Genomic DNA, 25,051 nt, shown 5'->3' on the forward strand with positions numbered 1-25,051 from the left:
CTGCCGCTGTACACGGCGCCGCGGCCCAACCCAGCGGAGGCAACGTCATGACCACCGCCAACGGCCCGCGCACCGGCGACGCACCGGGCGCGGACGGCAACGTGCCGGGCACCGGCACCCGCCGGCTGACCGTCGCGCAGGCGCTGATCACCTTCCTCTCCCGCCAGTACACGGAGCGGGACGGCCGCAGGCAGCGGCTGATCAACGCGACCTGGGGCATCTTCGGCCACGGCAACGTGGCGGGCATCGGACAGGCGCTCGTCGAGTCCGGCGCCGACATGCGGTACCTGCAGGGGCGCAACGAACAGGCGATGGTCCATGCCGCCGTCGGCTACGCCCGGCAGAGCAACCGCCTCTCCGCCCATGCCGTGACCACCTCCATCGGCCCCGGCGCGACCAACCTCGTCACCGGCGCCGCCCTCGCCACCATCAACCGGCTGCCGGTGCTGCTGCTGCCCGGTGACACCTTCGCCACCCGCCCGGCCGAGCCGGTGCTCCAGCAGCTCGAAGACCCCTCCCAGGGCGACGTCTCCGTCAACGACGCGCTGCGGCCCGTCTCCCGCTACTTCGACCGGATCTCCCGGCCCGAGGCGCTGATCCCGGCGGCGCTCGCCGCGATGCGGGTGCTCAGCGACCCGGCCGAGACCGGCGCCGTCACCCTCGCGCTGCCCCAGGACGTGCAGGCGGAGGCGTGGGACTGGCCGGAGGAGTTCTTCGCCGAGCGGATCTGGCGGGTCCGCCGCCAGGCGCCCGACCCGGCCGAACTGGACGCGGCCCTCGCGCTCGTACGGCAGTCCCGGCGCCCGCTGCTCGTCGCCGGCGGCGGAGTCCACCACAGCGCCGCCGAGGACGCGCTCGCCGCTTTCGCCGACGCGACGGGCATCCCCGTCGCCGCCACCCAGGCGGGCAAGGGCGCGCTGCGCCACGACCACCCGAGCGACATCGGCGGCATCGGCCACACCGGCACCGCCACCGCCGACGAACTGGCGCGCACCGCCGACCTGGTGATCGGCGTCGGCACCCGCTGGTCGGACTTCTCCACCGCGTCGGCCACCCTCTTCGCCAACCCGGCCGTCCGGTTCCTCAACGTCAACGTGACGAGTTTCGACGCGCACAAGCTCGCCGCGCACCCGCTCGTCGCCGACGCGCGTACGGCCCTGGAACTGCTCACCGCCGGGCTCGGCGAGACCTCCTGCGCCGCCGAGACCGCCTACGCCGCCGATGCCTCTTATGTCGCCGAATACAGCGAGGACAAGGAGTGGTGGGAGGAGCGGGTCGACGCGGCGCTGGCCACCGACGAGGACCTGCTGCGCCCCACCCAGTCGCAGATCCTCGGCGTCCTCGACGAACTCGTCACGGACGAGGACATCCTCGTCAACGCGGCCGGCTCGCTCCCCGGCGATCTGCACAAGTTGTGGCGGACCCGCTCCCGCGACCAGTACCACGTCGAGTACGGCTACTCCTGCATGGGTTACGAGATTCCGGCGGCCATCGGCGTCCAGCTCGCCGCGCCGGGCAGGCCCGTCTGGGCGCTGGTCGGCGACGGCACGTACCTGATGAACCCGACCGAGATCGTGACCGCCGTCCAGGAGCGGCTGCCGCTGAAGGTCGTGATCATCCAGAACCACGGCTACGCCTCCATCGGCGGTCTGTCCGCCTCGGTCGGCGCCGAGTCCTTCGGCACCGCCTACCGCTTCCGGGCCGACGACGGCACGTACACCGGGGCCCCGCTGCCGGTGGATCTCGCGGCCAACGCCGCGTCCCTCGGGATGCGGGCGATCCGTGCCAAGACCATTCGCGACCTGCGGGAAGCCCTCGCCGAAGCGCGTGCGGCCGACGGCCCCACATGTGTCTATGTGGAGACCGAAACGGCAGACACTGTGTCCGGGGTGCCGCCGGCCCAGGCGTGGTGGGATGTTCCCGTGGCCGAGACCGCGACGCGCCCGGCGGCGGTCGAGGCCCGCGAGGTGTACGACAGGCATGTCGCAGCCCGGCGCCGTCATCTGTGAAGGAGCAACGCATGAAGAGCGTCAACCACTGGATCGGTGGCAAGACCGTCGAGGGTGCTTCGGGCAACTGGGGTCCCGTCACCGACCCGGCGACCGGCGCCGTCACCACCCAGGTGGCGCTGGCGTCCACGGAAGAGGTGGACGCCGCCGTCGCGGCGGCGAAGGCCGCGTACGCGACGTGGGGCACCTCGTCCCTCTCCGCGCGCACCAGCGTGCTGTTCCGCTACCGCGCGCTGCTCGACGAGCACCGTGACGAGATTGCGGCGCTGATCACGGCCGAGCACGGCAAGGTGCACTCGGACGCGCTCGGCGAGGTCGCCCGCGGCCTTGAGATCGTCGAACTGGCCTGCGGGATCACCACCCAGCTCAAGGGCGAGCTGTCCACCCAGGTCTCCAGCCGGGTCGACGTGGCGTCGATCCGCCAGTCGCTGGGTGTCGTCGCCGGCATCACCCCCTTCAACTTCCCCGCCATGGTGCCGATGTGGATGTTCCCGCTGGCCGTCGCCTGCGGAAACACCTTCGTGCTCAAGCCGAGCGAGAAGGACCCGTCGGCCGCCAACCTGCTGGCGGAGCTGGCCTCCGAGGCCGGGCTGCCGGACGGTGTGCTCAACGTGCTGCACGGCGACAAGGTCGCCGTGGACGCACTGCTCGCCCACCCGGACGTGGCCGCCGTCTCCTTCGTCGGCTCCACCCCGATCGCCCGCCACATCCACGCCACCGCCTCCGCCAACGGCAAGCGCGTCCAGGCACTCGGCGGCGCCAAGAACCACATGCTGGTCCTGCCGGACGCCGACATCGACGCGGCGGCCGACGCCGCCGTCTCCGCCGCGTACGGCTCGGCGGGGGAGCGCTGCATGGCGATCTCCGCCGTCGTCGCCGTCGGCGCGATCGGTGACGAACTCGTCGCCAAGATCCGCGAACGCGCCGAGAAGATCACCATCGGCCCCGGCACCGACCCGGCCTCCGAGATGGGCCCGCTCATCACCAAGGCCCACCGCGACAAGGTCGCCTCGTACGTCACCGGCGCCGCCGCCCAGGGCGCCGAGGTCGTCCTGGACGGCACGGGCCACACCGTCGAGGGGTTCGAGGACGGCCACTGGATCGGGCTTTCCCTGCTCGACAAGGTCTCCACCGACTCGGACGCCTACCGCGACGAGATCTTCGGCCCGGTCCTGGTCGTGCTGCGCGCGGCGACCTACGAAGAGGGCATCGCCCTCGTCAACGCCTCGCCCTACGGCAACGGCACCGCGATCTTCACCCGCGACGGCGGCGCCGCCCGCCGCTTCCAACTGGAGGTCGAGGCAGGCATGGTCGGCGTGAACGTGCCGATCCCGGTGCCCGTCGGCTACCACTCCTTCGGTGGCTGGAAGGACTCGCTCTTCGGCGACCACCACATCTACGGCAACGACGGCGTGCACTTCTACACCCGGGGCAAGGTCGTCACGACCCGCTGGCCCGACCCGTCCGAGGCCCCCGCCGGCGTCGACCTCGGCTTCCCCCGCAACCACTGAGTTCCGCCGCGCGGTTTCCACCGCCACGTACCGCAGCTGGTGTACGGCGGGGCGCGGCCGTACTGCCTGAGGAGGCCGACGGGTTCAGACCGGCGCGGGTAGGGACGGCCCGCCGGCCCGCTTAGGGTTCAAGTATGGACATCCCCACCCCCCGTCGGCTCGGGCTGCGCGCGCGATGGCTCGCCGCGCTCGCCGCAGCCGCCGTACTCGTCGGCGCGGGCACCTGGACCGCCGTCGCCTCGGACGGCGCGCCCACCGTGCACCGCCAGGACCAGGTGATGCGGATGCCCGGGGCGCGGATCGACACGTCGTACTTCACGGCGGGCAGCGGACGCAGGCCGGCCGTGCTGATCGGGCACGGCTTCGGCGGCAGCAAGGACGACGTACGCGGCCAGGCCGAGAAGCTGGCCCGCGACGGCTACGCCGTGCTGACCTGGTCGGCCCGCGGCTTCGGCAGGTCCACCGGGAAGATCGGGCTCAACGACCCCGCCTACGAGGTCAAGGACGTCTCCCGGCTGATCGACTGGCTGGCGAAGCGCCCCGAGGTACGGCTCGACAAGGCGGGCGACCCGCGCGTCGGCGTCACCGGCGGATCGTACGGGGGCGCCGTCTCGCTGCTCGCCGCCGGCTACGACAAGCGGGTCGACGCCATCGCCCCCGAGATCACCTACTGGAATCTGGCCGACGCGCTGATGCCCGACGGGGTGTTCAAGAAGCTCTGGGCCGGGATCTTCTTCTCCACCGGCGGTGGCTGCTCGACCTTCGAGAAGCAGCTCTGCGACATGTACCAGCGGGTCGCCGTCTCCGGGAAACCGGACGCGGCGGCGCGTCAACTGCTCGCCACCCGCAGCCCCTCCGCGATCGGCGACCGGATCGACGTGCCCGCGCTGATCGTCCAGGGCCAGACCGACTCGCTCTTCCCGCTCGGCCAGGCCGACACCATGGCGAAGACGATCAGTGCCAACGGTGCCCCCGTCGACGTCGACTGGATCGCGGGCGGCCACGACGGCGGGGATCTGGAGGCGAACCGGATCGAGGGCCGGATCAGCTCCTGGTTCGACCGCTATCTCAAGGACGACGCGGGCGCCGACACCGGGCCCGCCTTCCGGGTCAGCCGCTCCGGCGGCGTCGACTCCACCGACGGCCAGACCCTGCTGCGCGGCGCCAGCGCCGACCACTACCCGGGGCTTGGCGGCGGGACTGTGTCCGTGCCGCTCAGCGGCGGCGCGCAGTCCGTCCAGAACCCGGCGGGCGGCAGCCCGCCCGCCATCTCCTCCGTGCCGGGCCTCGGCGGCCTCGGCGGCGGTCTGTCCCAGCTGTCGAGCGCGGGACTCGGTCTGTCGCTGGACTTCCCGGGCCAGTTCGCCCACTTCGACTCACCTCCTTTCGCACACTCGCTGCGGATCACCGGCTCACCCACCGTCCGGGCCACGGTCACCGCGAACGGCGACGCGGTGCTCTTCGGCAAGGTCTACGACGTCGGCCCCGACGGCACACAGCAGGTGCTGCCCTCCCAACTCGTCACCCCCCTGCGGATCGAGGACGCCCGGCAGGGCCGGACGGTCACGGTGACGATGCCCGCCATCGACCGCCAGGTGCAGGCAGGTCACCGGCTGCGGGTCGTCTTCGCCGCCACCGACCTCGCCTACGCCTCACCGACCGCCCCTGCCGGCTACCGCGTCTCCGTGGACGGCCCCCTGGCCGTGCCGACCGTCCCCGCCCTGACCACCGGGGCGGCCACGGTGCCCTGGTGGGTCTGGGGACTCCCGGCGGCCGGGCTGCTGATCGCGACCGCGCTGCTGCTGACCGCCCGGCGCCGGGGCGCGACCCCGCCGCCCGACCCGGCGCTCGCCGGCGTACCGCTGCAGATCACCGATCTCGCCAAGCGCTACGCCAAGTCCGCCGACCGGTATGCCGTTCGTGATCTCTCCTTCCGGGTGGAGAAGGGGCAGGTGCTGGGACTGCTCGGGCCGAACGGCGCGGGCAAGACCACCACGCTGCGCATGCTGATGGGACTGATCACCCCCGACGAGGGGGAGATCCGGGTCTTCGGCCAGGCGATCCGGCCGGGTGCTCCCGTGCTGTCGCGGGTCGGTTCGTTCGTCGAAGGCGCGGGCTTCCTGCCGCATCTGTCGGGGCGGGCCAATCTGGAGCTGTACTGGGCCGCGACCGGCCGTCCCCCCGAGGACTCCCAGCTGGACGAGGCGCTGGAGATCGCCGGTCTCGGCGACGCGCTCGCCCGCGCCGTCCGCACCTACTCGCAGGGCATGCGGCAGCGGCTCGCCATCGCCCAGGCGATGCTCGGTATGCCCGATCTGCTGATCCTGGACGAGCCGACCAACGGTCTCGACCCGCCGCAGATCCGCGAGATGCGGGACGTGATGATCCGCTACGCGGCCGCAGGACGCACGGTCATCGTCTCCAGCCACCTCCTCTCCGAGGTCGAACAGACCTGTACACATCTGGTGGTCATGCACCGGGGCCAACTCGTCCAGACCGGCCCGGTCGCCGAGATCGTCGGCTCCGGCGACACCCTGCTCGTCACCACCGAAGGCGAGGTGCCCGAACCGGTCGTGGAGAAGATCGCCGCGCTGCCCGGGATCGGCTCCGCCGTCCGCACGGACGACGGGGTGCTCGTACGGCTCGAAGGCGCTTCCACCAACAGCCTGGTGACCGAGCTGGTCCGGCTGGATGTCGCGATCACCGGGGTCGGACCCCACCGCCGCCTGGAGGACGCTTTCCTCACCCTGATCTCCGGAGGCTCCGCATGAGCGTGCTGACCGACTCCGCCCCCGGCTACCGCGCCCGGCACACCCTGCCGCTCCGGGTCGAGCTGAAGCGGCAGTTGAAGCGCCGGCGGACCCTGGCCATGGGGATCGTGCTCGCCGTCCTGCCCTTCGTGCTGATCGTCGCCTTCGCCGTCGGCGGCACCCCCGGCGGGGTGAACGGACGCGTGACGCTGATGGACACGGCGACCGCTTCCGGCGCCAACTTCGCCGCCACCTCCCTCTTCGTATCGGCCGGTTTTCTGCTGGTGGTGCCCGTCGCGCTGTTCTGCGGGGACACGGTGGCCTCCGAGGCGAGCTGGTCCTCGCTGCGCTATCTCCTCGCCGCGCCCGTGCCGCGCGCCCGGCTGCTCGGGAGCAAGCTGGCGGTCGCGCTCCTGATGAGCGCGGCGGCGATGGTGCTGCTGCCGCTGGTCGCCCTGGCGGCCGGGACGGCCGCCTACGGCTGGGGTCCGCTGGAGCTGCCGACCGGTGGCTCCCTGGCCGCCGGCGACACCGTGCCACGGCTGGCCCTTGTCGTCGCCTTCATCTTTGTCTCCCAACTGGTCACCGCCGGACTGGCGTTCTGGCTGTCCACCAAGACCGACGCCCCGCTCGGCGCGGTCGGCGGCGCGGTCGGACTCACGATCATCGGCAATGTGCTGGACGCCGTGACCGCCCTCGGCTCCTGGCGTGACTTCCTGCCCGCGCACTGGCAGTTCGCCTGGGTGGACGCGCTCCAGCCGCAACTGGAATGGACCGGCATGGCGAAGGGCGCGGCTGTCTCCGTCGCCTATGCGCTGGTGCTGTTCGCGCTGGCCTTCCGGGGCTTCGCCCGCAAGGACATCGTTTCGTAGCGGTCGGCCCCGCCTGGGCGCCGCCGGCCGGTCAGATCCAGCCCCGGCGGGCCGCCTCCGCCCCTGCCCGGAAGCGGCTTGCCGTACCGAGCGCGGCCAGCAACTCGCACACCCGGCGGCTGTATGTGCGGTTCGACATACCGAGACGCGACGCCGCCGCCTCGTCCGTGAGCCCCGCGAGCAGCGCCTCCAGCACCGGGCGCAGCCCGCGCGGCACCGGCTGCACCGGTGTCTGCGCCGCCTCCCACCAGGTCTGGTGGATACGGACCAGGGCCCGCACGACCACCGGATCGCGGATCAACAGCAGCCCGTCCTGCGGATACTGGAGATCGAGCGGCACGGCGGCCACCGAGCGGTCCACCAGCACCATCCGGAACGGGACGGCATCGGACTCCCGCGCCTCACCCGCCCCGCCCGGGCCACCGGACACCGCTCCCAGTGCACCGGACGCCCCGCCCAGCGCACCCGACGCCGCTTCCAGCCCACCGGACGGCCCGCCCTGCGGTGGAACCACCAGCCCGCCGGGGTCGGTTCGCGGCACGATCCTGCGTATCGCCACGGTCGACGCCGGTTCGGCCCGCCGGCCCGCGGCGTCCGCGAGCGACTCACCCTCCGGCTCGTCGAAACTCAGAAGTTCCTGCCGGGCGGAACGGATCAGCGCGGTCAACGCCGCCGCCACCTGACGGACCCCCACCACCGGCTCCAACGTCGGTTCCAGTGTCATTCGCCCCACCGGCATCGACCTGTTGAGCACCGAGCCTGAAACATCTGCCACGGCTGACCACCCCCGTCGTCCCCTCGAAGCCGCGCCACTCCATGTACTCACACGATCGCATTCCGTGACAAGACCCAGTTCAGCGAGTGGCGACTCCTTGCCAAACCCGTGCGGACCCGAGGGGCGATATTTCCCGGCAGCCCCGCCCGGCCATGGGCGATGATGTGCGCCATGGCCACCCTGCTGATCGCGCTCGCCGTGATGTCCACCGGACTGTATGCGGGCATGATGCTGATCTTCCTGACCGGCATCATGCCCGCGCTGGCCCGGCTGACCGACGAACAGTTCGTCGCGACCGCGCGCAGGATCAACGAATACGTACCGCGCCCGGTCTTCCTTCTCGTGTTCCTCGCCGAGGTGGCCTTCCCGGCCGCCGCCCTGTTCGTACCGGTCGACGGGCGTACGGACACCCAGCGGTGGCTGGTACTCGCCGGGCTGGTGTGCGCCGTCCTCAACCACCTGGTCACGGTCGTCGGCAACGTACCGCTGAACAACGCGCTGGCCGCGGGGTCACCGGCCGGCCGCTCCGACGGCGAGACACGCGCCGCGTTCGAGACGCGCTGGAACCGCTTCCATCTCGTCCGTACGCTGCTGGCCGTCGCCGCCTTCGCCCTCCTGGTCGCTGCGGCTGTCTGACCAGCCGTCAAAGACCTCAGGCCGACGCGCGGTTCGACTGGCGCAGCCGGATCTCGGTCAGCGCCCGCTGCTCCGCCGCCATCGTCCGCAGTCCGACCGCCAGGCGCCTGTCGTCGACACCTTCCGGGTCCAGCAGCGGATACGGCCGGCCCAGCGGGGTGTAACGGGTCCCGTACGACTGCGGCCTGCCCAGCGCGACCGCGCAGTGGTCGGCGGCATAGGCGCCGTGGATCGGCGAGCAGAGCCCCGCCTCCACGGCTTCGGCGATCAGATCGCGGCAGGTGAGCTGGAACGCGAGATCGTCGGAGTGCAGCAGGATCATCAGGGCCGCCGTCGAGGCGTCGGCCCCCACCAGCGCCGCCGTCGGCCAGCCGTGCGCCGTGACGACGGAGCGCAGCGCCTCCGCGTTCTCGGCCCTGCACCGGGCGAGCGCCCTGCGCAGATGGGTCGCGGGCAGCCGCTGCGCCTCGGCCGTGGCGCTGTTGTCCTCGGCGGCGCGGCGCAGCAACTCGGCGGCGAGGGCCTGAGCGAGGGCCTGTCTTTCCTGCTCCTCGGCTGCCCCGGTCCCCGTCATCTCGCGCATCGTGGCTGCGTACCCCTGCTCCGGGGAGTCGTCGGCGTACGGAAGTCGGCGGGGCGGAAGGGGAGCGTCGCCCAGACCGCGCGCCCCGCGCCGTCCTTGGCCGGCCTGGCGCCGCACGCCTCGGCGATCCGGTCCACCAGGAGGAGTCCGTGTCCGCCGGCGGAGACCTGGCCCCCGTCGCGCACTTCGAGATGCACACAGCCGGCCAGTACCCGGGCCTCACAGCTGACCGTGGCGCCGGTGGCGTGCAGGACGGCATGGGTGACCAGTTCGGAGATCACCAGTACGGCGTCGTCCCGTACGTCCTGCGGCAGGTCGTGGTGGCGCAGCTCGTCGCGCACCCAGCTCCTGGCCCTGGCCGCCGCTTCGGGCCGGCGCGGCAGCGTTCGGGCTCCGCTCCGTAACTCCCCAGCGCCGAACGAGGGTTGCCTGTGTGCACGGTGTGCCGTGATGTGAGCCACCCGTTCACTATGCGCGTTGTCACTCTCAGCTCGCAACCGATCTATCTGATAATTTCAGAATGCTTGTCATCGCTCTGGATGGAGCAGTAACTACCTGACAGACTTCGGACGGTGAGATGCCGTCAGGAGGTGGGGTGAGCCGTGGCTGATGTCCGGCCGGGAAGTGCGGGGAGCGGGAGCGGGGGAAGCGCCGGAGGCGCGGCGAGTGCCCCGACGGTTCTCCGTATGGTGCTGGGCAAACGGCTCGGGGCGTTGCGCGAGCGGGCGCGGGTGTCGCGGGAAGCGGCGGCCGGGGTCCTCGACGTGACGCCGTTGACGATCCGGCGGATGGAGAATTCCGAGGTCGGTCTGAAGCCTCCCTACGTACGGGCCCTGTTGGAGAAGTACGGGGTGGCGCAGGCCGAGGCCGACGAGTTCATGGAGCTGGTGCGGGACGCCAACCGCCCCGGCTGGTGGCATCGTTACCGCGACGCGGTGCCTGCCTGGTTCAGTGCCTACGTCAGCCTTGAGGACGAGGCGAGCCTGATCAGGACGTACGAGCCGCACTATGTGCCGGGTCTGCTGCAGACGGAGGAGTACGCCCGCGGGGTGCTCGGGGCCGGTTCACACGGCGGCGTCGACGAGCTGGAGCGCAGGGTCGCGCTGCGGATCAAGCGGCAGCAGCTGCTGACCAAGCCCGAGGCGCCGGTGCTGTGGATCCTGATGGAGGAGGCAGTGCTGCGCAGGCCGGTCGGCGAGCCCGCGGTGATGCGGGCGCAGATCGGCCGACTGATCGAGGCGACGGAACTGCCCAATGTGACGCTGCAGATCATGCCGTTCGCCGTCGGGCCGCATCTGGGCGCCTTCGGCCCGTTCCATCTCTTCCGCTTCGACATCACCGAACTCCCCGACATCGTCTACACCGAGAATCTCACCGGCGCCGTCTATCTCGACAGGCGTCCGGACAGCGCCGCCTATCTCCAGGTGCTGGACAGCCTTTCCGCGCGGGCGGCCTCGGTCTCCGATTCGCGCGATTTTCTCCAGAACATACGCAAGGAGCTCTAATGCGGGACATCTACAACGGCATGCCGGCCGACGACCTGGGCACCGAGGGCTGGGAGAAGCCCTGGAGCGGTCCCAACGGCGGCAGTTGCGTCGAGGCGAAGAAGCTCGGCGGCGAACACGTGGCGGTCCGCCAGTCCACCGATCCGACGGGTCCCGCGCTGATTTGCTCGGCCGACGCCATGGCCAGTTTCGTCGAAGGCGCGAAGAATGGCCTCGCCGACTTCCTGCTGTAGTTTCGCGACCCGAGAAACGGACGGACCAGCATGACGGATCTCGATCACCCGTCGCTCGACGAGATCGACACGACAAAGCCGCACCCCGCGCGGATGTACGACTTCTACTTGCAGGGCAAGGATTACTACGAGGTCGACGAAGCGGCGGCGGCCAATGTCGAGTCGGTGTTCCCGACGATCAAGATCTGCGCGCGGGTGAACCGCCGGTTCATGCACCGGGCGACCCGCTGGCTCGCCGAGGAGGCGGGCATCCGCCAGTTCCTGGACATCGGTACGGGCATCCCGACCCGGCCCAATCTCCACCAGATAGCGCAGCAGGCGGCCCCGGACGCCCATGTCGTCTACGTCGACTACGACCCGGTGGTGCTGCGGCACGCCGAGGCGCTGATGCGCAGCACGCCCGAGGGGCGCACCGCCTACATCCAGGCGGACGTCCGGGACCCGGAGACCATCCTCACCGCCGGCCGGCTGCACGAGACGATCGACCTGGAGCGCCCGGTCGCGCTGTCGCTCAACGCGCTGCTGCATTTCGTACCCGACGAGGACAAGCCGTTCGAGACGGTGGGGCGGCTGCTCGACGCGCTGCCTTCGGGCAGCTATCTCGTGCTGTCCCACTGCACGCCGGACTTCGCGCCCGAGATGTGGGAACGGGTCATCGAGGTCTACCGCAGCGGCGGCATTCCCGCGCAGGTGCGGCCGCGCGCCGATGTGCTGCGCTTCTTCGAAGGGCTGGAGTTCGTGGCGCCCGGCCTCGTCGTCCCGCAGGACTGGCGGCCGGACGGCTCGTCGGTCGAGGGCGCGACCGAGGCGGCGGTCTCGATCTACGCGGGAGTGGCCCGCAAACCCTGAGTCGCCGACGCGCACCGCACACCCGAGGCCCGGAGTTCCGACTCCGGGCCTTGGGTGTGTGCGGAGTGTGAACCGATTCAACGCATCCCCGGTATACACCGTGAGAGTCTGTCGCCGTCCCGTCAAGGAAGATTACGGACAGACAAGGTCCGTCTGGTACCGGTTCTGGCCGGATTGCTTGACCTTCGTCAGGTGCCGAGTTAACGTCACGCAGATCACATCGCATACAACGAGCATGCAGTCTTTTCCCGTCACGCACTACCAGGGAGTGAAGTCGGAGATGACCAGAAACATCAGCTCGGCCAGCCGTCCGTACGCGCGGAGGCCGCACCTCCGCTGGGCCGCTGTCGCCGTGGGCGTCGCCCTCGTGGCCACCGGGTGTTCGTCAGGTTCGGGCTCGGACGGCGGCAGCAAGAAGGTCACCAGCGGCGACGGTCCGGAGAAGAGCGACCTCACCGTCACCTACGGAACATCATCACCCAGCGAGGCGCCACTGTGGCTGGCGGCGGACGAGGGTATTTTCGCCAAGCACGGGCTGAAGGTGAAGATGGTGCAGGCGACGAGCAACGTCGGCGCCCTCGCCGTGATCTCCGGCGGCGCCGATCTCTACATCGGTGAGGCCACGACCACGTTCCAGGCGGTCGCGTCGAACTCTCCCGTACAGATCGTCGGAAACCTGCGCATCCTGAACAACTTCAAGTTCTTCACGCCGCCCAGCATCAAGAACGTCAAGGACCTGGCGGGCAAGTCCCTCTCCATCTCGGCCGCCGGTGACTCGACGGAGCTGTCCACCCGGCTGGCGCTCGACAAGCTGGGGGTGGACGCGAAGAAGGTCACGCTGCTGCCGACCGGGACGTCGTCGGCGCGCCTCGCCTCGCTGATCACCGGCAAGGTCGCGGGTACGGTGCTCACCGAGCCCACGGCGACGGCGGCCAAGAAGCAGGGCATGAAGATGGTGCTCGACCAGACGAAGGAACCGCTCACCGGCAGCGCCGTCACCATCTCGAAGAGCTTCGGCGAGCAGAACCCCAAGACGGTCGTGGCCTTCCTCGAAGCCATCACCGAGGCCGTGAAGTACCTCCAGGACCCCGCCAACAAGCAGACCTCGCTGAACGTCATCGCGAAGTACACCGGCTCGAAGGCCGACGCCGACGACACCATCCTCGGCTACACCAACTACGCGACGCCCGGCGGTCTGGTCATGGACCCGACGCCGAACGTGCCCGCGGGTACGGCGATCCTCGAAGGTCTCAAGGACGAGGACTCGGCCCGGTTCGGCAGCCTCACCCTCGACAAGGTCTTCAACACGAAGTTCACGACGGAGCTCAAGGACTCAGGGTTCCTGAAGAAGACCTGGGGCGCGAAGCTGGACGCGGCGGCCCCCGCCTCCTGACCCCGCGCACCCGGTCGACGCCCGGCCGGCCCGCCCCGCTGATCAGGTCAGCAGCCGGACCGGCGCGCCGCCCAGCCAGGCGGCGACGTCCTCGGCGGCCTCGCGGTAGAACCGCGCGTACGTCTCCCGCTCGACGTAACCGATGTGCGGCGTGATCACGGTGTTCGGTGACGTACGCAGCGGATGGTCGGACGGCAGCGGCTCGGTGTCGAACACATCGAGGGCCGCGCCGCCGATACGGCCCGTACGCAGGGCCTCGACCAGCGCCTTCTCCTCGACGATCGGCCCGCGCGAGGTGTTCACCAGCAACCCGTCGGGACCGAGCAGATCCAGTTCGGGGGCGCCCACCAGATGGCGGGTGCGCTCGGACAGCTGCAGATGGACCGAGACGACGTCCGCCTCGCGGAACAGCTCGTCCTTGGTCACCAGCCGGACCCCGGAGTCGGCGGCGCGCTCGGCCGTCAGGTTCTGGCTCCAGGCGATGCGTTCCATACCGAAGGCCTCGGCGTAGCCGGCGATCTGCCGGCCGATCCTGCCCAGACCGAGAATGCCGATCGTCGACCCCGCCAGCGCGCGGCCGACGGTCGACTGCCAGCCGCCCGCGCGTACGCCGGCGTCCTCGGCGGGGATGGCACGGGCGAGTGCGAGGAGCAGCCCCCAGGTCAGTTCGGGCGTGGGGGCGCCGGACCCGCCCGTGCCGCACACCGTCACCCCCTGGGCCGCTGCCGCCGCCAGGTCGATCGACGCGTTACGCGCCCCGGTGGTGACGAGCAGCCGCAACCGGGGCAGCCGGCGCAGCAACTCGGCGGGGAACGGGGTGCGTTCGCGCATCGCGACCACCACGTCGAAATCCGCCAGTCGGTGGACGAGCGCCTCCTGGCCGGCGAGATGGTCGGCGAAGGCGGTGATCTCGGCGGCGCCGTCGAGCGCGGACCAGTCGGCGCTGGTGAGGGCGACGCTCTGATAGTCGTCGAGGATCGCGACGGTGATCACGGTGGAACTCTCCCGGGGCAGAAATCGGACAACGGACTCTTGACGTCTGTAGGTGGCACTCATATTGTGTACAAGTCACATACAATCACAGACGGCCTCGATCGGAGGGCGTGAAGTGCGGCGACTCACAGCACTTGCGGATCTCGTCCCGTTGGAGCCGGTCCTCGTGACCGTCGAGGGACGCGATGTGGCAGTCGTACTCATCACGGACGAGGTGTACGCATTCTCTCCCATCTGCACCCATAGAGCAGCCCCCTTGATCGAGGGAGCTGTGACCTGGAAGCGCACCGTGCTGTGTCCCTGGCATCTGGGGACCTTCAGTCTGCGCTCCGGCGCGGCCCTCGCGGGGCCCTGCCGGGTGCCGCTGGCCACGTACCCGGTGACCGTGCTCGACGGTGAGGTCTTCCTCGACGCCGAACCGTCCCACGACACGAAGGGACCTGACGATGCGCAGGGAGATCTCCGTCCGGATGCAGGACGTCGAGCCCACCCGGGGCAGGGAGGGCCTGACCTACGTACTGATGGGGCTCAAGGGTGAGGGCCACTGGGTCCATGTGCTCGACGTGCCCGCCGGCTATCAGTCCGAGGCGCATTTCCACGACTACGACCAGTTCCAGGTGGTGATCGCCGGGACGGTGGACATGGCGGGGGAGATCCTCACCCCCGGCAGCGTCCACTTCACCGACGCGAGAACCCCCTACGGCCCGTTCACCGCGGGCCCCGAAGGTCTCACGATGATGATCATCCGGCCCGGCGCCGACCAGAAGGGCGCCCGCACACCGGTGCGCACCGTCATCGACAAGGTGAAGGAAGCGCAGCGGCGCCAGGCGCAGACCGAGACACCGAGGAAGGCGTGATCATGAACAGCGCGGACGGCCCGAACAGCGCGGAAGGACCGCTCGCCGGGCTGCGGGTCCTGGAGGTGGCAGGACCGCTCGGTGCCTACACCGGGAAGCTGCTGGGCGACTTCGGGGCCGAGGTGGTCCTGGTGGAGCCGCCCGGCGGCGCGCCGGAGCGCGGCCGGGGGCCGTTCGTGGCCGGCGAGCCGGGCCTGGAGCGCAGCCTGGAGTTCGCGTACCTCAACACCAGCAAGCGCGGGCTGACCCTCGACCTCGACTCGGCCGAGGGGCAGGACACCTTCCGCAGGCTCGCCACCACGTACGACGTGGTCCTCGACGGCAGCGGTGCGGCGTCGGCGATGACCGGGCGCGGCCTCGGACACGAGCAGCTCTCCGCGCTCAACCCGCGGCTGGTCTACACGGCCGTGACGCCCTTCGGCCTCGACGGTCCTTACGTCGATTACCGCGCCACCGACATCGTCCTGATGGCGATGGGCGGCCTGCTGTCGCTGGGCGGTTACGCCGACGGGCCGCCGGTACGGGCCTTCGGCGACCAGGCGTGCCTCGCGGCCGGCCAGTTCGCCGCCGTCGGCACGATGCTCGCCGTACTGGAGGCCGAACAGTCCGGTACGGGACAGCTCGTCGACGTGTCGGCGCAGGAGTGCGTGGTCATGGCACATGAGAACGCCGTGCAGTTCTACGACCTGGAGAAGGTCGTCAAGCACCGCAACGGCGTCGACCAGCGGCAGGCCGGCGTCGGGGTCTACCCGTGCGCGGACGGCCATGTCTATCTGCTGGCCAAGGGCCTCGGGGTGTTCTGGGACGAGCTCGTCGGCTGGCTGGAGGGCGAGGGCGTCGAGGGCGCGGCGGGACTGCGCAACCCGAAGTGGAAGTCCGACGAGTTCGCCATGAGCGCCGAGGGCAAGGCGGAGTTCCTGACGATCTTCAACCGGCTCGCGCTGCGCTCCACCAAGGCCGAGCTGTACGAGGCGGCCAAGCGCATCCGGCTGCCGCTGTGCCCCGTCAACACCCCCGCCGACCTGGTCGCCAGCCCGCAGCTCGCCGCCCGCGACTACTTCGTGGACGTACCGCACCCGGCCACCGGGACCACCCTGCGGATGCCGGGCGCCCCCTACAAACTCGCCGCATCCCCGGCCCGGGTGCACCGCCCGGCGCCGCGCCTCGGCGAGCACACCGCCGAGATATACGCCGAACTCGCCGCAGCCGGCGGCCCGGCCGGTGCGACAACAGACCCCACCACGGACCCCACCACAGCGGGAGCGAAGCGATGACGGGATTGCCACTGCGCGGGGTCCGCGTCGTCGACTTCACCTGGCTCGGCGCCGGGCCCTACACCACCCGTACGCTCGCCGACCACGGCGCCGAGGTGATCCGCGTCGAGTCGTCCAAGCGGATGGACCGGCTGCGCGTCCTGCCGCCGTTCCGCGACGGTGACCGCGCCGGGAGCGTCAACCGCAGCGGGTACTACGCCGACCGCAACAGCAACAAGCTCAGCGTGACGTTCAACCTCAAACACCCCGAGGCGGTCGCGCTGGTTCTGCGGCTGATCGCCCAGAGCGACATCGTCACCAGCAACTTCACCCCCGGCACGATGCGGGGCCTCGGCCTCGGCTACGACGAGGCGCGGGCCGTCAAGGACGACATCATCTACATCGAGATGGGCATGCAGGGCGCGTACGGGCCCGACGCCTCGCTCGTCGGCTACGGCCAGACCGTGAGCGCGCTCACCGGCCTCTACCACCTGTCCGGGCTGCCCGGCCGGCTGCCCGTCGGTACGGGCACCAACTACCCCGACCATGTCGCTGCCCCGGCCCACTCGGCGTTCGCGCTGCTCGCGGCGCTGCGGCACCGCAGGCGTACCGGCGAGGGCCAGTACATCGACCTCTCGCAGGCCGAGACGATGGTCTCGCTGCTCGGGCCGACGATCCTCGACCACACCGTCAACGGCGTCGACCAGGGCCCCCGGGGGAACCGGTCGGCCGAGGCGGCCCCGCACGGGGTCTACCCCTGCGCCGGCGACGACCGCTGGCTCGCGCTCGCCGTCGCCACCGACGAGGAGTGGAAGCGGCTCGTCGGTGAACTCGACGCCGACGAACTCGCCGCCGACCCGCGCTTCACCAGCCTCGCCGAGCGGCACCGCAACCACGACGCGCTGGACGCCGAACTCGCCGAACGCACCCGCACCCGGGACGCCTTCGAGCTGATGAGACGCCTCCAGGAGCGCGGCGTCCCCGCCGCCGTCATGCAGACGTACCAGGACCTGGTGGACGACGACCCGCAGCTGCGCCACCGCGGCCACTTCGCCGTCCTCGACCACCCCGAGATGGGTCCCAGCGTGTACAACGCACCGCCGTTCCGGCTGCCGGCGCTCGAAGAGCCGGTGATGCGCACGCCGGCGCCGCTGTTCGGCCAGCACACCCGCGAGGTCTGCGGGCGGCTGCTCGACCTGGACGGCGCCGAGATCGACCGGCTCGTCGAGGACGGGGTCCTCAAGTGAGCGCCCCCGGCGGCGGCGCGGCCATCGTCGGCGTCGGGCTCACCCCGCAGGGCAAGCTGCCGGGCTCCACCAACCTCTCGCTCCAGACCGACGCCTTCACGCTCGCGCTGGCCGACGCCGGGCTGCGCAAGTCCGACATCGACGGGCTGGTCTCCGAGCCCGGTACGACGGACATGCACTGGGCGCTGGACTATCTGCGGCTCGGCCGCGCGCTGGGCATCAACCCCGCGTACACCGGCAGCTTCGCGATGGGCGGCGCCACGGCGGGCAACCTCGTCCAGCTGGCGGCGATGGCGGTGAACGCGGGCATGGCCGACTATGTCGCCTGCTGCTTCGGCGACGCGGCGAAGACCGGCAAGAAGCGGCCCCTCCAGGCGGCGGGCGGCTATCTCGGCGTCGAGACCGCCAACAACTCCGCCTGGGGCGCGTTCGGCGCGGCGACCTGGAGCGCGCTCACCGCCGACCGGCACATGGCGCTGTACGGCACGACGAGCGAACAGCTCGGCGAGGTCGCCGTGGCGGCCCGCTCGCACGCGGCGCTGAACCCGGCGGCGATGATGCGGAAACCGATCACCCTCGCCGACCACCAGGAGTCGCGGATGATCGTCGAGCCGTTCCATCTGCTCGACTGCTGCCTGGTCAGCGACGGCGGGGCGTGTGTGATCGTCACGTCGGCCGAGCGCGCCAAGGACCTCGCCCAGCCGTCCGTCACCGTCGCCGGGATGGGCCAGGGCTTCATCACCCAGGACCACGAGTGCGAGGACTGGTGGTACGGCCCGCACCAGAAGGCGGCGATGGACCGCGCCTACGCCATGGCGGGGCTCGGGCCCTCGGACGTCGATGTGGCCGAGCTGTACGACAACTTCACCATCAGCGTCATCCTCTGGCTGGAGCACGCCGGGTTCTGCGGGGTCGGCGAGGGCGGCGCCTTCGTCGAGAACGGCCGGATCACCCTCGGCGGCGAGCTGCCGGTGAACACCCACGGCGGCCATCTCTCGGCCGGGCACCCACAGGGCTGGTGGACGCTGATCGAGGCGGTGGAACAGCTGCGCGGCGCCTCCGGACCGCGGCAGGTCCCCGACGCCGAGGTGGCGCTGGTCGGCGGGCGCGGCCTGGTCCTGAACACCGCCAGCGCGCTGGTTCTGACGAAGGGCTGACGGACATGGCCGACTCGCACACCACCCCCGAACCCGAATCCGCGCCCGAGCCCGAGCCCGGACTTCCGCCGAAGCCGCTGCCCACCGTGGACGAGCACAACGAACCGTTCTGGACGGGCGCGGCACACGGCACCCTGCGGATGCAGCGCTGCCTGGACTGCGGTCACATCCGCTTCCCGATCCAGCCGCTCTGCCCGCGCTGCATCTCCGGGCGCCTGGAGTGGACGGACCTGTCGGGGCGCGGCGAGGTCTTCTCGAAGGCCGTCTACCGGCGCGCCTTCCACCCCGCCTACCGGGAGGACGTCCCCTACAACCTGGTCATCGTCCAACTGGCCGAAGGGCCACGGATGTTCAGCAATGTCGTCGGCGAGGGCCACGAGACGGCAGCCGTCGGGGACCCGCTCCAGGTCGTCTTCGACCGGGTCGCCGACGGGATCCACATCCCGCGCTTCCGACGGCTGCCGGCGGCCGACTGACCTCAGCGGCGCGGGGCGACCCGTACCGACCGCACGACGAACAGGAGCCTTTCGTGGACAGGACGACCGGACGGATCGTCGACTATGCCCGCGCCTTCACCAAGGACGATCTCGCCGAACCGGTGCTGACCTCGGCGCGCAACCACCTCTTCGACACGATCGCCGTCGCCATCGCGGGGACGAAGGCCGAGCCCGCCCGGATCGCCGCCAAGCTGGCCGCCACCTCGCGCGGCGAGCCGGGGGCCACGCTCATCGGACACGGCCACGGCGTCGCACCGGACATGGCTGCCTTCGCCAACGCCGTCATGGTGCGGACGTACGACTGGAACGACGGCATGCAGGCCAAGGCGGGCGGCCATCCCAGCGACATGATCCCCGGCATCCTCGCGGCGGGCGAGATCGCCCACTCCAGCGGGACGGACGTGCTCATCGCGATCACCCTCGCCTATGAACTCCTCGGCGGGCTCGGCGCCTCGACCGACCGGGTCAACTTCGACCAGGGCCTGTTCATGGGCGCCGCCACGGCGCTCGCGGCCGGCCGGCTGCTCGGCCTCGACCGCGAACAGCTCGGCCACGCCGCTTCGCTGGCGCTGACCACGGCGCTGCCGCTCGGTGTCCACCGGTGGGGCGCGCTGTCGATGACCAAGGGCGCCTCCACCGCCTTCGCCGTACGCAACGGCTTGTTCAGCGCGCAGTTGGCGCGGGACGGCTTCACCTCGGCGCCCGACCCGGTCGAGGGGTACTACGGACTCTGGTCGGTGACCGGGGAGTTCGAGCCCAAACTGCCGGTGCTGCCCGGCGGGCCGAGCGTCATGGAGATGGCGCACCAGAAGACGGTGCCCGCCGAGAGCCAGGTGCTCGGGCTGCTCGACCTCGTGCCGGAGCTGCGGGCCTGGTGTCCGGTCGAGGACATCGAGTCGATCGAGATCACCATGTCCGAGCGGGCGACCCGGCATGTCGCCGACCCGCCCAAGTACGACCCGCGGACCCGCGAGACCGCCGACCACAGCCTGCCGTACATGCTCGCCGTCGCCCTCGTGGACGGCGGGATCACCCTCGACTCGTACGTCCCGGAGCGGTTCCTCGACCCGGCGCTGCGTCCCGTCATGCGGAAGATCACGGTCAAGGCGAGCGACGAGTTCAGCCACATCAGGTCCCAGGTCGACGGGGTGACCAGGGCCCATCCGGTGCGCGCCGTGTTCCGTACCCGCTCGGGCGAGGAGCGCGTCGAGGAACTGCGCTACCACAAGGGCCACTTCCGCGATCCGATGACGCGGGAGGACATCGACGTCAAGTTCGACAAGACCTGCCTGGGCGTGGTCGGGGGCGCGCAGAAGGAACTCATCCGCACCGCGTGGTGGGACGTCGAGAACGCCGCGGACATCGGCGAACCCATCGCCCTGCTCGCCCACTTCGAGGAGTCGTAGATGCGCATCACCGTACGGATATCGGCGCCGCCCACCGAGCGGGACGGGCAGTTCGACGCGTCCGCGTTCACCGAGCGCGTCGAGCGCGCCGACGGCTACGGCTTCGACCGTATCTCCGTCGGCGACACCCAGCTGAACAACCTGGAGTGCTTCTCGGCGCTCGGTCTCGCCGCCACGCGTACGAAGCGGGCGCTGCTCGGCCCCGGCGTCACCAACGCCGTCACCCGCGACGTCGGGGTGATGGCGAACGCGCTGGCCAGCCTCGACGTGATCAGCGGCGGCCGGGCGTTCTGCCTGATCGCGCGGGGCGACGGCGCGGTACGCAACGCCGGGCTGAAGCCCGCGACGGTCGCCGAGATGCGGGAGTACTTCCTGGCCCTGCGCGACCTGCTGCACACCGGCAGGGCCGACTTCGGCGACCGGCACGTGCGGCTGCCGTGGGCGGGCAAGCTCGGCCACAAGGTGCCGCTCTACCTCGTCGCGGAGGGGCCGCGGATGCTGCGGATGGCGGGCGAGATCGCCGACGGGGTCTTCGTCGGCTCGGGCCTGACCCCCGAGGTGGTGCGCGAGACGCTCGACACCATCCACGCCGGCGCCAGGTCGGCGGGGCGCGACCCCGCCGAGCTCGACATCTGGTGGGACACCCGCAGCGGTATCGCGCTGACCCACGAGGACGCGCTGTACCGCGCCAAGGAGAGCCTGGCGTCCGTCGGCAACCACGCGTTCCGCGCCGGTTTCGAAGGCAAGCACGTCCCGGCGGAGCTGTATCCCCAACTCCGGCTCTACCAGCAGCGCTTCGACTACTCGGAGAAGGGGACATCGGCGCAGAACGGCCCGCTGATGGACGAGCTGGGGCTGACCGAGTACTTCACCGAGCGGTTCGGCGTCGTCGGCACACCCGAGGAAGTGGTGCGCAGGCTGCGGGAGTTGCAGGCCATGGGAGTGACCCAGATCAGCATGGCCAGCCACAACAGAGGGCTCAAGGGCGTACCGGACAGCGTCGAGCTGCTGGGCGAACACGTGCTGCCCGCCCTGGTGTGAATCCCGGCCCGGTGGCGGGGCGACGAGCGAGGAGTGCGAAGTGAGCATCAAACGCAAGGCGTTCATCGTCGGGGCCTACGAGCACCCCGGGCGCCGACTGCCGGACACGTCCGTGCCGCAGATCCACGCGGAGGTGGCGCTCGGCGCCGTCGCCGACGCGGGGCTGACCCTGGACGACGTGGACGGTCTGTTCACCGGCCGGGACACCCCCGGCGCCGGCGGCCTGTCCCTGGCCGACTACCTCGGCCTGCGGAACCTGACCTATCTGGACTCCACGGAGAGCGGCGGCGCATCCCCGCTCTACCACGTGGGCCACGCGGCGGCGGCCATCGCGATGGGCAAGTGCAGCGTCGCGCTGGTGACGCTGGCGGGCAAGGCCCGCAGCGGCGCCGGCGGCGGGGCGGCCCCACCCGAGGACCCGTTCGAGCTGATCTTCGGCGCCCGGCCGCCCCTGGCCAGTTACGCGCTCGCCGCGCGCCGCCACATGTACGAGTTCGGCACGACCAGCGCGCAGCTGGCGGAGGTCAAGGTCGCCGCGTCGCTGCACGCCCAGCACAACCCGAACGCCTTCCTGCGCAAGCGGCTCACGGTTGATGACGTGCTCAACTCGCCGCTGGTGAGCGACCCGTTGCACCGGGGGGACTGCTGTGTCGTCACCGACGGCGGCGGCGCGATCGTGCTCGTCTCCCCGGAGATCGCCCGGGACCTGCCGCGCCGCTCGGTCGCCGTACTCGGCCACGGCGAGGCGGCCAAGCACAGCGACGGCGGGAAGGTCGACGTCACCTACACCGGCGCCGCTTCCGCCGGGCCACGGGCCTTCGCCGAGGCGGGCGTGACACCCGCCGACATCGACTACGCGTCGCTGTACGACTCGTTCACCATCGCCGTCGTCGAGCAGCTGGAAGACCTCGGCTTCTGCGCCAAGGGGGAGGGCGGCGCCTTCGTCCAGGACGGCGGTCTCGTCGCACCCTTCGGGAAGCTGCCGTTCAACACCGACGGCGGCGGCCTCGCCAACAACCACCCCACCAACCGGGGCGGCATCACCAAAATCATCGAAGCCGTACGGCAGTTGCGCGAGGAGGCCAACGCCCCCGTGCAGGTTCCCGACTGCGCACTGGCCCTCGTCAGCGGCATCGGCGGCGACCTGGCAGCGCGGATGCGCAGCGCCGTACTCGTGCTCGGAAGGCAGGACGCATGACGTACCCGGCGAGTGAAGTCGTCGAGGAACCGGCGCTGTTCGCACCCGCGCCGGAGGTCGCGCCCGAGCTGCGGGAGTTCTGGGACGCGACGTCCGAAGGGCGGCTGCTGCTGCGCCGCTGCACCGTCTGCGACGAGGCGATCTGGTACCCGCGCCCGGTCTGCCCGTTCTGCCATTCGACCAGGACGGTGTGGGAACAGGCGTCGGGTCGCGGTCACATCTACACGTACTCGGTCGTCCGGCGCGGCACGGGCGGTTACGCCGACGCTCCGTACGTCCTCGCCTATGTCGAACTCGCCGAAGGGCCAAGGGTGATGACGAACATCGTGGACTGCGACACCGACGCGGTCGAGATCGGCCAGGCCGTCGAACTCGTCTTCCACCGCACGGCGGAGGGTACGGCCCTGCCGCGCTTCCGCCCGGCGAGGTGAGCGCTCCGATGACCATCGACAAACGCGTCGCCTCGGCGGCCGAGGCCGTCGCCGGCATCCCCGACGGAGCGAGCCTCGGCATCGGCGGCTTCGGCCCGTCCCGCACCTACGCGGCGCTGATCCCGGCCCTGCTGGAGCGGGGCACGAAAGACCTGCGTGTCGTCGCCAACTCGGTCGGCGGGAACCCCAACTCGATCTGGACGCTGCTGGAGAACCAGCGGATCCGGCACATCACCGTCTCCATCTCGCGCGGCGCCGACGAGTACATCCGCTCGGGGGAGATCGGCATCGAGCTGGTGCCGCAGGGCACGCTGGTGGAGCGGCTGCGGGCCGGCGGCAGCGGAATCGCCGCCTTCTACACCCGTACCGGATACGGCACGAAGGTCGCCGAGGGCAAGGACGTCCGGTGGTTCGACGGCGCACCGCACCTGCTGGAGCGGGCGATCAGCCTCGACTTCGCGTTCATCAGGGCCGACCGCGCCGACCGGTACGGCAACGTGTCCTTCCGGGGCGTCGGCGCCAACCTCAACCCGAGCATGGCCAAGAGCGCCAAGGTGGTCGTGGTCGAGGCGCGCGAGGTGGTGGACGGCTGGCTCGACCCGGACGAGGTCGACCTGCCCGGCACCTTCGTGACCCGGGTGCTCCAACAGGCCCCGGAGACCGTCCCGTTCCCGAAGCAGCGCCGGGGCGGCGTCGACATCGACACGCCTGTCCGGTACGGCGGCAAGCCCGGCTGGACCCGGCGCGAGATGGGGCGGGTGGCGGCAGGGCTGCTGCCGTCCGGCGCGTACGTCAACCTCGGTCTCGGCATCCCGACCGTCGTCTCCAACTTCACCGAGGGCCGGGGCGTCGTCACCCACGCGGAGAACGGGATGCTCGGGGCCGGGCCTGACGCCACCGCCGCCGACTACGACCAGGACATCTACAACGCGGCCAGCGGCTACGTCCGACTCGACCCGGGCGCGGCCTTCTTCGACAGCCTCACCTCGTTCGAGATGGTGCGCGGCGGGAAGATCGACGTGGTGATCCTCGGCGCCCTCCAGGTCGACGCGCTGGGCAACCTCGCCAACTGGGCGACCGCCGACCGGCAGGGCGGCACGATCGGCGGGGCGATGGACCTGGCGGCGGGCGACGCGACGCTGATCGTGATGATGCCGCACCTCGCCAACGACGGCTCCCAGAAGCTGGTCGAGCGCTGCACCTTCCCGCTGACCGGCACCGGCTGTGTCGATCTCGTCGTCACCGATCTGTGTGTGCTGCGCAGAACCGCCGGCCGTTTCCACCTCGAAGCGACCGCACCGGGCTTCACGGCGGGTGAGATCGCGGACCTCACCGAGCTGACCTTCGACGTGCCCGGATGAGCCCCGCCGACCATGCCCTGTCCGCCGGTCACTCACTGACGGCCGGTGTCGCCGGCCTCGTCCACGACACCACGGACCAGGACATCCCGCCCGAGGCCAGGGAGGCGGCGCGGCGGGCGCTGCTCGACACCGTCGGTGTCGCGCTGGCCGGCAGCGGCGAGGAGTGCGTACGGATCCTGCGCGACGTACTCGCCCCGGACACCCCGCCCGACGGCGGTGCCACCCTGCTCGGTTCGGGCCGGTGCGGCAGCGCGCTCGACGCGGCGCAGCTCAACGCGACGGCGGCGCACGCCCTGGACTTCGACGACACGCACGCCGCGATCCGTGGTCATCCGTCGGCGACGATCGTCCCCGCGGCGCTGGCGGCCGCCGAACTCGTCGGCGCCGGTGGTGCCGAGCTGATCACCGCGTATGTCCTCGGTCTCGAAGCCGCCGCCCGGGTCGGCGCCAGCCTCGGCCCCTCGCACGCCCGCCAGGGCTTCCACTCCACGGCG

Annotated in this window: 24 protein-coding genes; 20 read left to right on the forward strand and 4 right to left on the reverse strand. The window is 71.0% G+C overall.

What is annotated here, in order from left to right; all coding sequences use genetic code 11:
* Positions 1-47: 47 nt before the first annotated feature.
* The 4 genes from iolD (at position 48) to HY68_RS16600 (ending at position 7,142) form a co-directional block, all read left to right on the forward strand.
* Complete coding sequence (gene iolD, locus HY68_RS16585; protein ID WP_078863638.1) at positions 48-2,009, forward strand: 3D-(3,5/4)-trihydroxycyclohexane-1,2-dione acylhydrolase (decyclizing); 1,962 nt, start codon at positions 48-50, stop codon at positions 2,007-2,009.
* Between the two features lie 11 nt (positions 2,010-2,020).
* Positions 2,021-3,520 carry a CoA-acylating methylmalonate-semialdehyde dehydrogenase gene (locus HY68_RS16590; protein WP_041989519.1) on the forward strand — a complete coding sequence of 500 codons (1,500 nt, stop codon included), beginning with the start codon at positions 2,021-2,023 and terminating at the stop codon, positions 3,518-3,520.
* Between the two features lie 134 nt (positions 3,521-3,654).
* Positions 3,655-6,291, forward strand: a complete 2,637-nt coding sequence (locus HY68_RS16595) for an alpha/beta fold hydrolase (protein WP_041989522.1) — start codon at positions 3,655-3,657, stop codon at positions 6,289-6,291.
* Positions 6,288-7,142, forward strand: a complete 855-nt coding sequence (locus HY68_RS16600; RefSeq protein WP_041989525.1) for an ABC transporter permease — start codon at positions 6,288-6,290, stop codon at positions 7,140-7,142. Before HY68_RS16595 ends, HY68_RS16600 begins: the two co-directional genes overlap by 4 nt.
* Before the next feature lie 31 nt (positions 7,143-7,173).
* Here the strand turns inward: HY68_RS16600 and HY68_RS16605 are convergent, their stop codons facing one another.
* Complete coding sequence (locus tag HY68_RS16605; RefSeq protein WP_041989528.1) at positions 7,174-7,917, reverse strand: response regulator transcription factor; 744 nt, start codon at positions 7,915-7,917, stop codon at positions 7,174-7,176.
* A gap of 171 nt (positions 7,918-8,088) precedes the next feature.
* On the opposite strand from HY68_RS16605, the gene HY68_RS16610 reads away from it, so the two are divergent.
* Positions 8,089-8,553, forward strand: a complete 465-nt coding sequence (locus HY68_RS16610) for an anthrone oxygenase family protein (RefSeq protein WP_041989536.1) — start codon at positions 8,089-8,091, stop codon at positions 8,551-8,553.
* 16 nt (positions 8,554-8,569) lie between these two features.
* Here HY68_RS16610 and HY68_RS16615 read toward each other — a convergent pair whose 3' ends face one another.
* Positions 8,570-9,127: a DUF6624 domain-containing protein gene (locus tag HY68_RS16615; RefSeq protein WP_041996284.1), complete on the reverse strand. Its 558-nt coding sequence runs from the start codon at positions 9,125-9,127 to the stop codon at positions 8,570-8,572.
* A complete protein-coding gene (locus HY68_RS16620; RefSeq protein WP_277816762.1) occupies positions 9,124-9,597 on the reverse strand; it encodes an ATP-binding protein in 474 nt (157 codons plus the stop codon). The genes HY68_RS16615 and HY68_RS16620 overlap by 4 nt, the downstream gene beginning before the upstream one ends.
* Before the next feature lie 225 nt (positions 9,598-9,822).
* On the opposite strand from HY68_RS16620, the gene HY68_RS16625 reads away from it, so the two are divergent.
* From HY68_RS16625 to HY68_RS16640, 4 genes are all read left to right on the forward strand, one after another.
* Entirely contained in the window at positions 9,823-10,641 is an 819-nt protein-coding gene (locus tag HY68_RS16625) for a helix-turn-helix transcriptional regulator (protein WP_041989539.1), read from the forward strand.
* Positions 10,641-10,874: a DUF397 domain-containing protein gene (locus HY68_RS16630; protein WP_041989542.1), complete on the forward strand. Its 234-nt coding sequence runs from the start codon at positions 10,641-10,643 to the stop codon at positions 10,872-10,874. Before HY68_RS16625 ends, HY68_RS16630 begins: the two co-directional genes overlap by 1 nt.
* 30 nt (positions 10,875-10,904) lie before the next feature.
* Positions 10,905-11,723 carry an SAM-dependent methyltransferase gene (locus tag HY68_RS16635; protein WP_041989545.1) on the forward strand — a complete coding sequence of 273 codons (819 nt, stop codon included), beginning with the start codon at positions 10,905-10,907 and terminating at the stop codon, positions 11,721-11,723.
* Between the two features lie 235 nt (positions 11,724-11,958).
* Positions 11,959-13,116 (forward strand): ABC transporter substrate-binding protein, encoded by a 1,158-nt coding sequence (locus tag HY68_RS16640; RefSeq protein ID WP_078863640.1) that lies wholly within the window; start codon positions 11,959-11,961, stop codon positions 13,114-13,116.
* Between the two features lie 42 nt (positions 13,117-13,158).
* Here the strand turns inward: HY68_RS16640 and HY68_RS16645 are convergent, their stop codons facing one another.
* Positions 13,159-14,106 (reverse strand): D-2-hydroxyacid dehydrogenase family protein, encoded by a 948-nt coding sequence (locus HY68_RS16645; RefSeq protein ID WP_041996290.1) that lies wholly within the window; start codon positions 14,104-14,106, stop codon positions 13,159-13,161.
* A 449-nt stretch (positions 14,107-14,555) separates the two neighbouring features.
* Here HY68_RS16645 and HY68_RS16650 point away from each other — a divergent pair, with 449 nt between their 5' ends.
* The 11 genes from HY68_RS16650 to HY68_RS16700 all read left to right on the forward strand — a co-directional run.
* Positions 14,556-14,966 carry a cupin domain-containing protein gene (locus HY68_RS16650; RefSeq protein ID WP_041989550.1) on the forward strand — a complete coding sequence of 137 codons (411 nt, stop codon included), beginning with the start codon at positions 14,556-14,558 and terminating at the stop codon, positions 14,964-14,966.
* Positions 14,967-14,968: 2 nt separating this feature from the next.
* A complete protein-coding gene (locus HY68_RS16655; protein ID WP_063779652.1) occupies positions 14,969-16,240 on the forward strand; it encodes a CoA transferase in 1,272 nt (423 codons plus the stop codon).
* Positions 16,237-17,466 (forward strand): CoA transferase, encoded by a 1,230-nt coding sequence (locus HY68_RS16660; protein ID WP_041989553.1) that lies wholly within the window; start codon positions 16,237-16,239, stop codon positions 17,464-17,466. The genes HY68_RS16655 and HY68_RS16660 overlap by 4 nt, the downstream gene beginning before the upstream one ends.
* Positions 17,463-18,623 carry a thiolase family protein gene (locus HY68_RS16665; RefSeq protein WP_041989555.1) on the forward strand — a complete coding sequence of 387 codons (1,161 nt, stop codon included), beginning with the start codon at positions 17,463-17,465 and terminating at the stop codon, positions 18,621-18,623. Before HY68_RS16660 ends, HY68_RS16665 begins: the two co-directional genes overlap by 4 nt.
* A gap of 5 nt (positions 18,624-18,628) precedes the next feature.
* On the forward strand, positions 18,629-19,099 hold the full coding sequence (locus HY68_RS16670) for a Zn-ribbon domain-containing OB-fold protein (RefSeq protein ID WP_078863643.1): 471 nt from the start codon (positions 18,629-18,631) through the stop codon (positions 19,097-19,099).
* Between the two features lie 53 nt (positions 19,100-19,152).
* The gene (locus HY68_RS16675; protein WP_041989557.1) at positions 19,153-20,526 is read left to right on the forward strand and encodes an MmgE/PrpD family protein; all 1,374 of its coding nucleotides are present in this window, start codon (positions 19,153-19,155) and stop codon (positions 20,524-20,526) included.
* Entirely contained in the window at positions 20,527-21,567 is a 1,041-nt protein-coding gene (locus HY68_RS16680; RefSeq protein ID WP_041989560.1) for an LLM class flavin-dependent oxidoreductase, read from the forward strand.
* Positions 21,568-21,607: 40 nt separating this feature from the next.
* Entirely contained in the window at positions 21,608-22,765 is a 1,158-nt protein-coding gene (locus HY68_RS16685) for a thiolase domain-containing protein (protein ID WP_041989563.1), read from the forward strand.
* The gene (locus HY68_RS16690; RefSeq protein WP_041989565.1) at positions 22,762-23,196 is read left to right on the forward strand and encodes an OB-fold domain-containing protein; all 435 of its coding nucleotides are present in this window, start codon (positions 22,762-22,764) and stop codon (positions 23,194-23,196) included. The genes HY68_RS16685 and HY68_RS16690 overlap by 4 nt, the downstream gene beginning before the upstream one ends.
* An 8-nt stretch (positions 23,197-23,204) precedes the next feature.
* A complete protein-coding gene (locus HY68_RS45195) occupies positions 23,205-24,557 on the forward strand; it encodes a 3-oxoacid CoA-transferase subunit A (RefSeq protein ID WP_063779653.1) in 1,353 nt (450 codons plus the stop codon).
* Positions 24,554-25,051: MmgE/PrpD family protein (locus HY68_RS16700; RefSeq protein ID WP_041989568.1), on the forward strand; the 498-nt coding region annotated here is incomplete at its 3' end. The genes HY68_RS45195 and HY68_RS16700, both read left to right, overlap by 4 nt.

The organism is Streptomyces sp. AcH 505 (genome assembly GCF_000818175.1).
Lineage (GTDB): Bacteria > Actinomycetota > Actinomycetes > Streptomycetales > Streptomycetaceae > Streptomyces.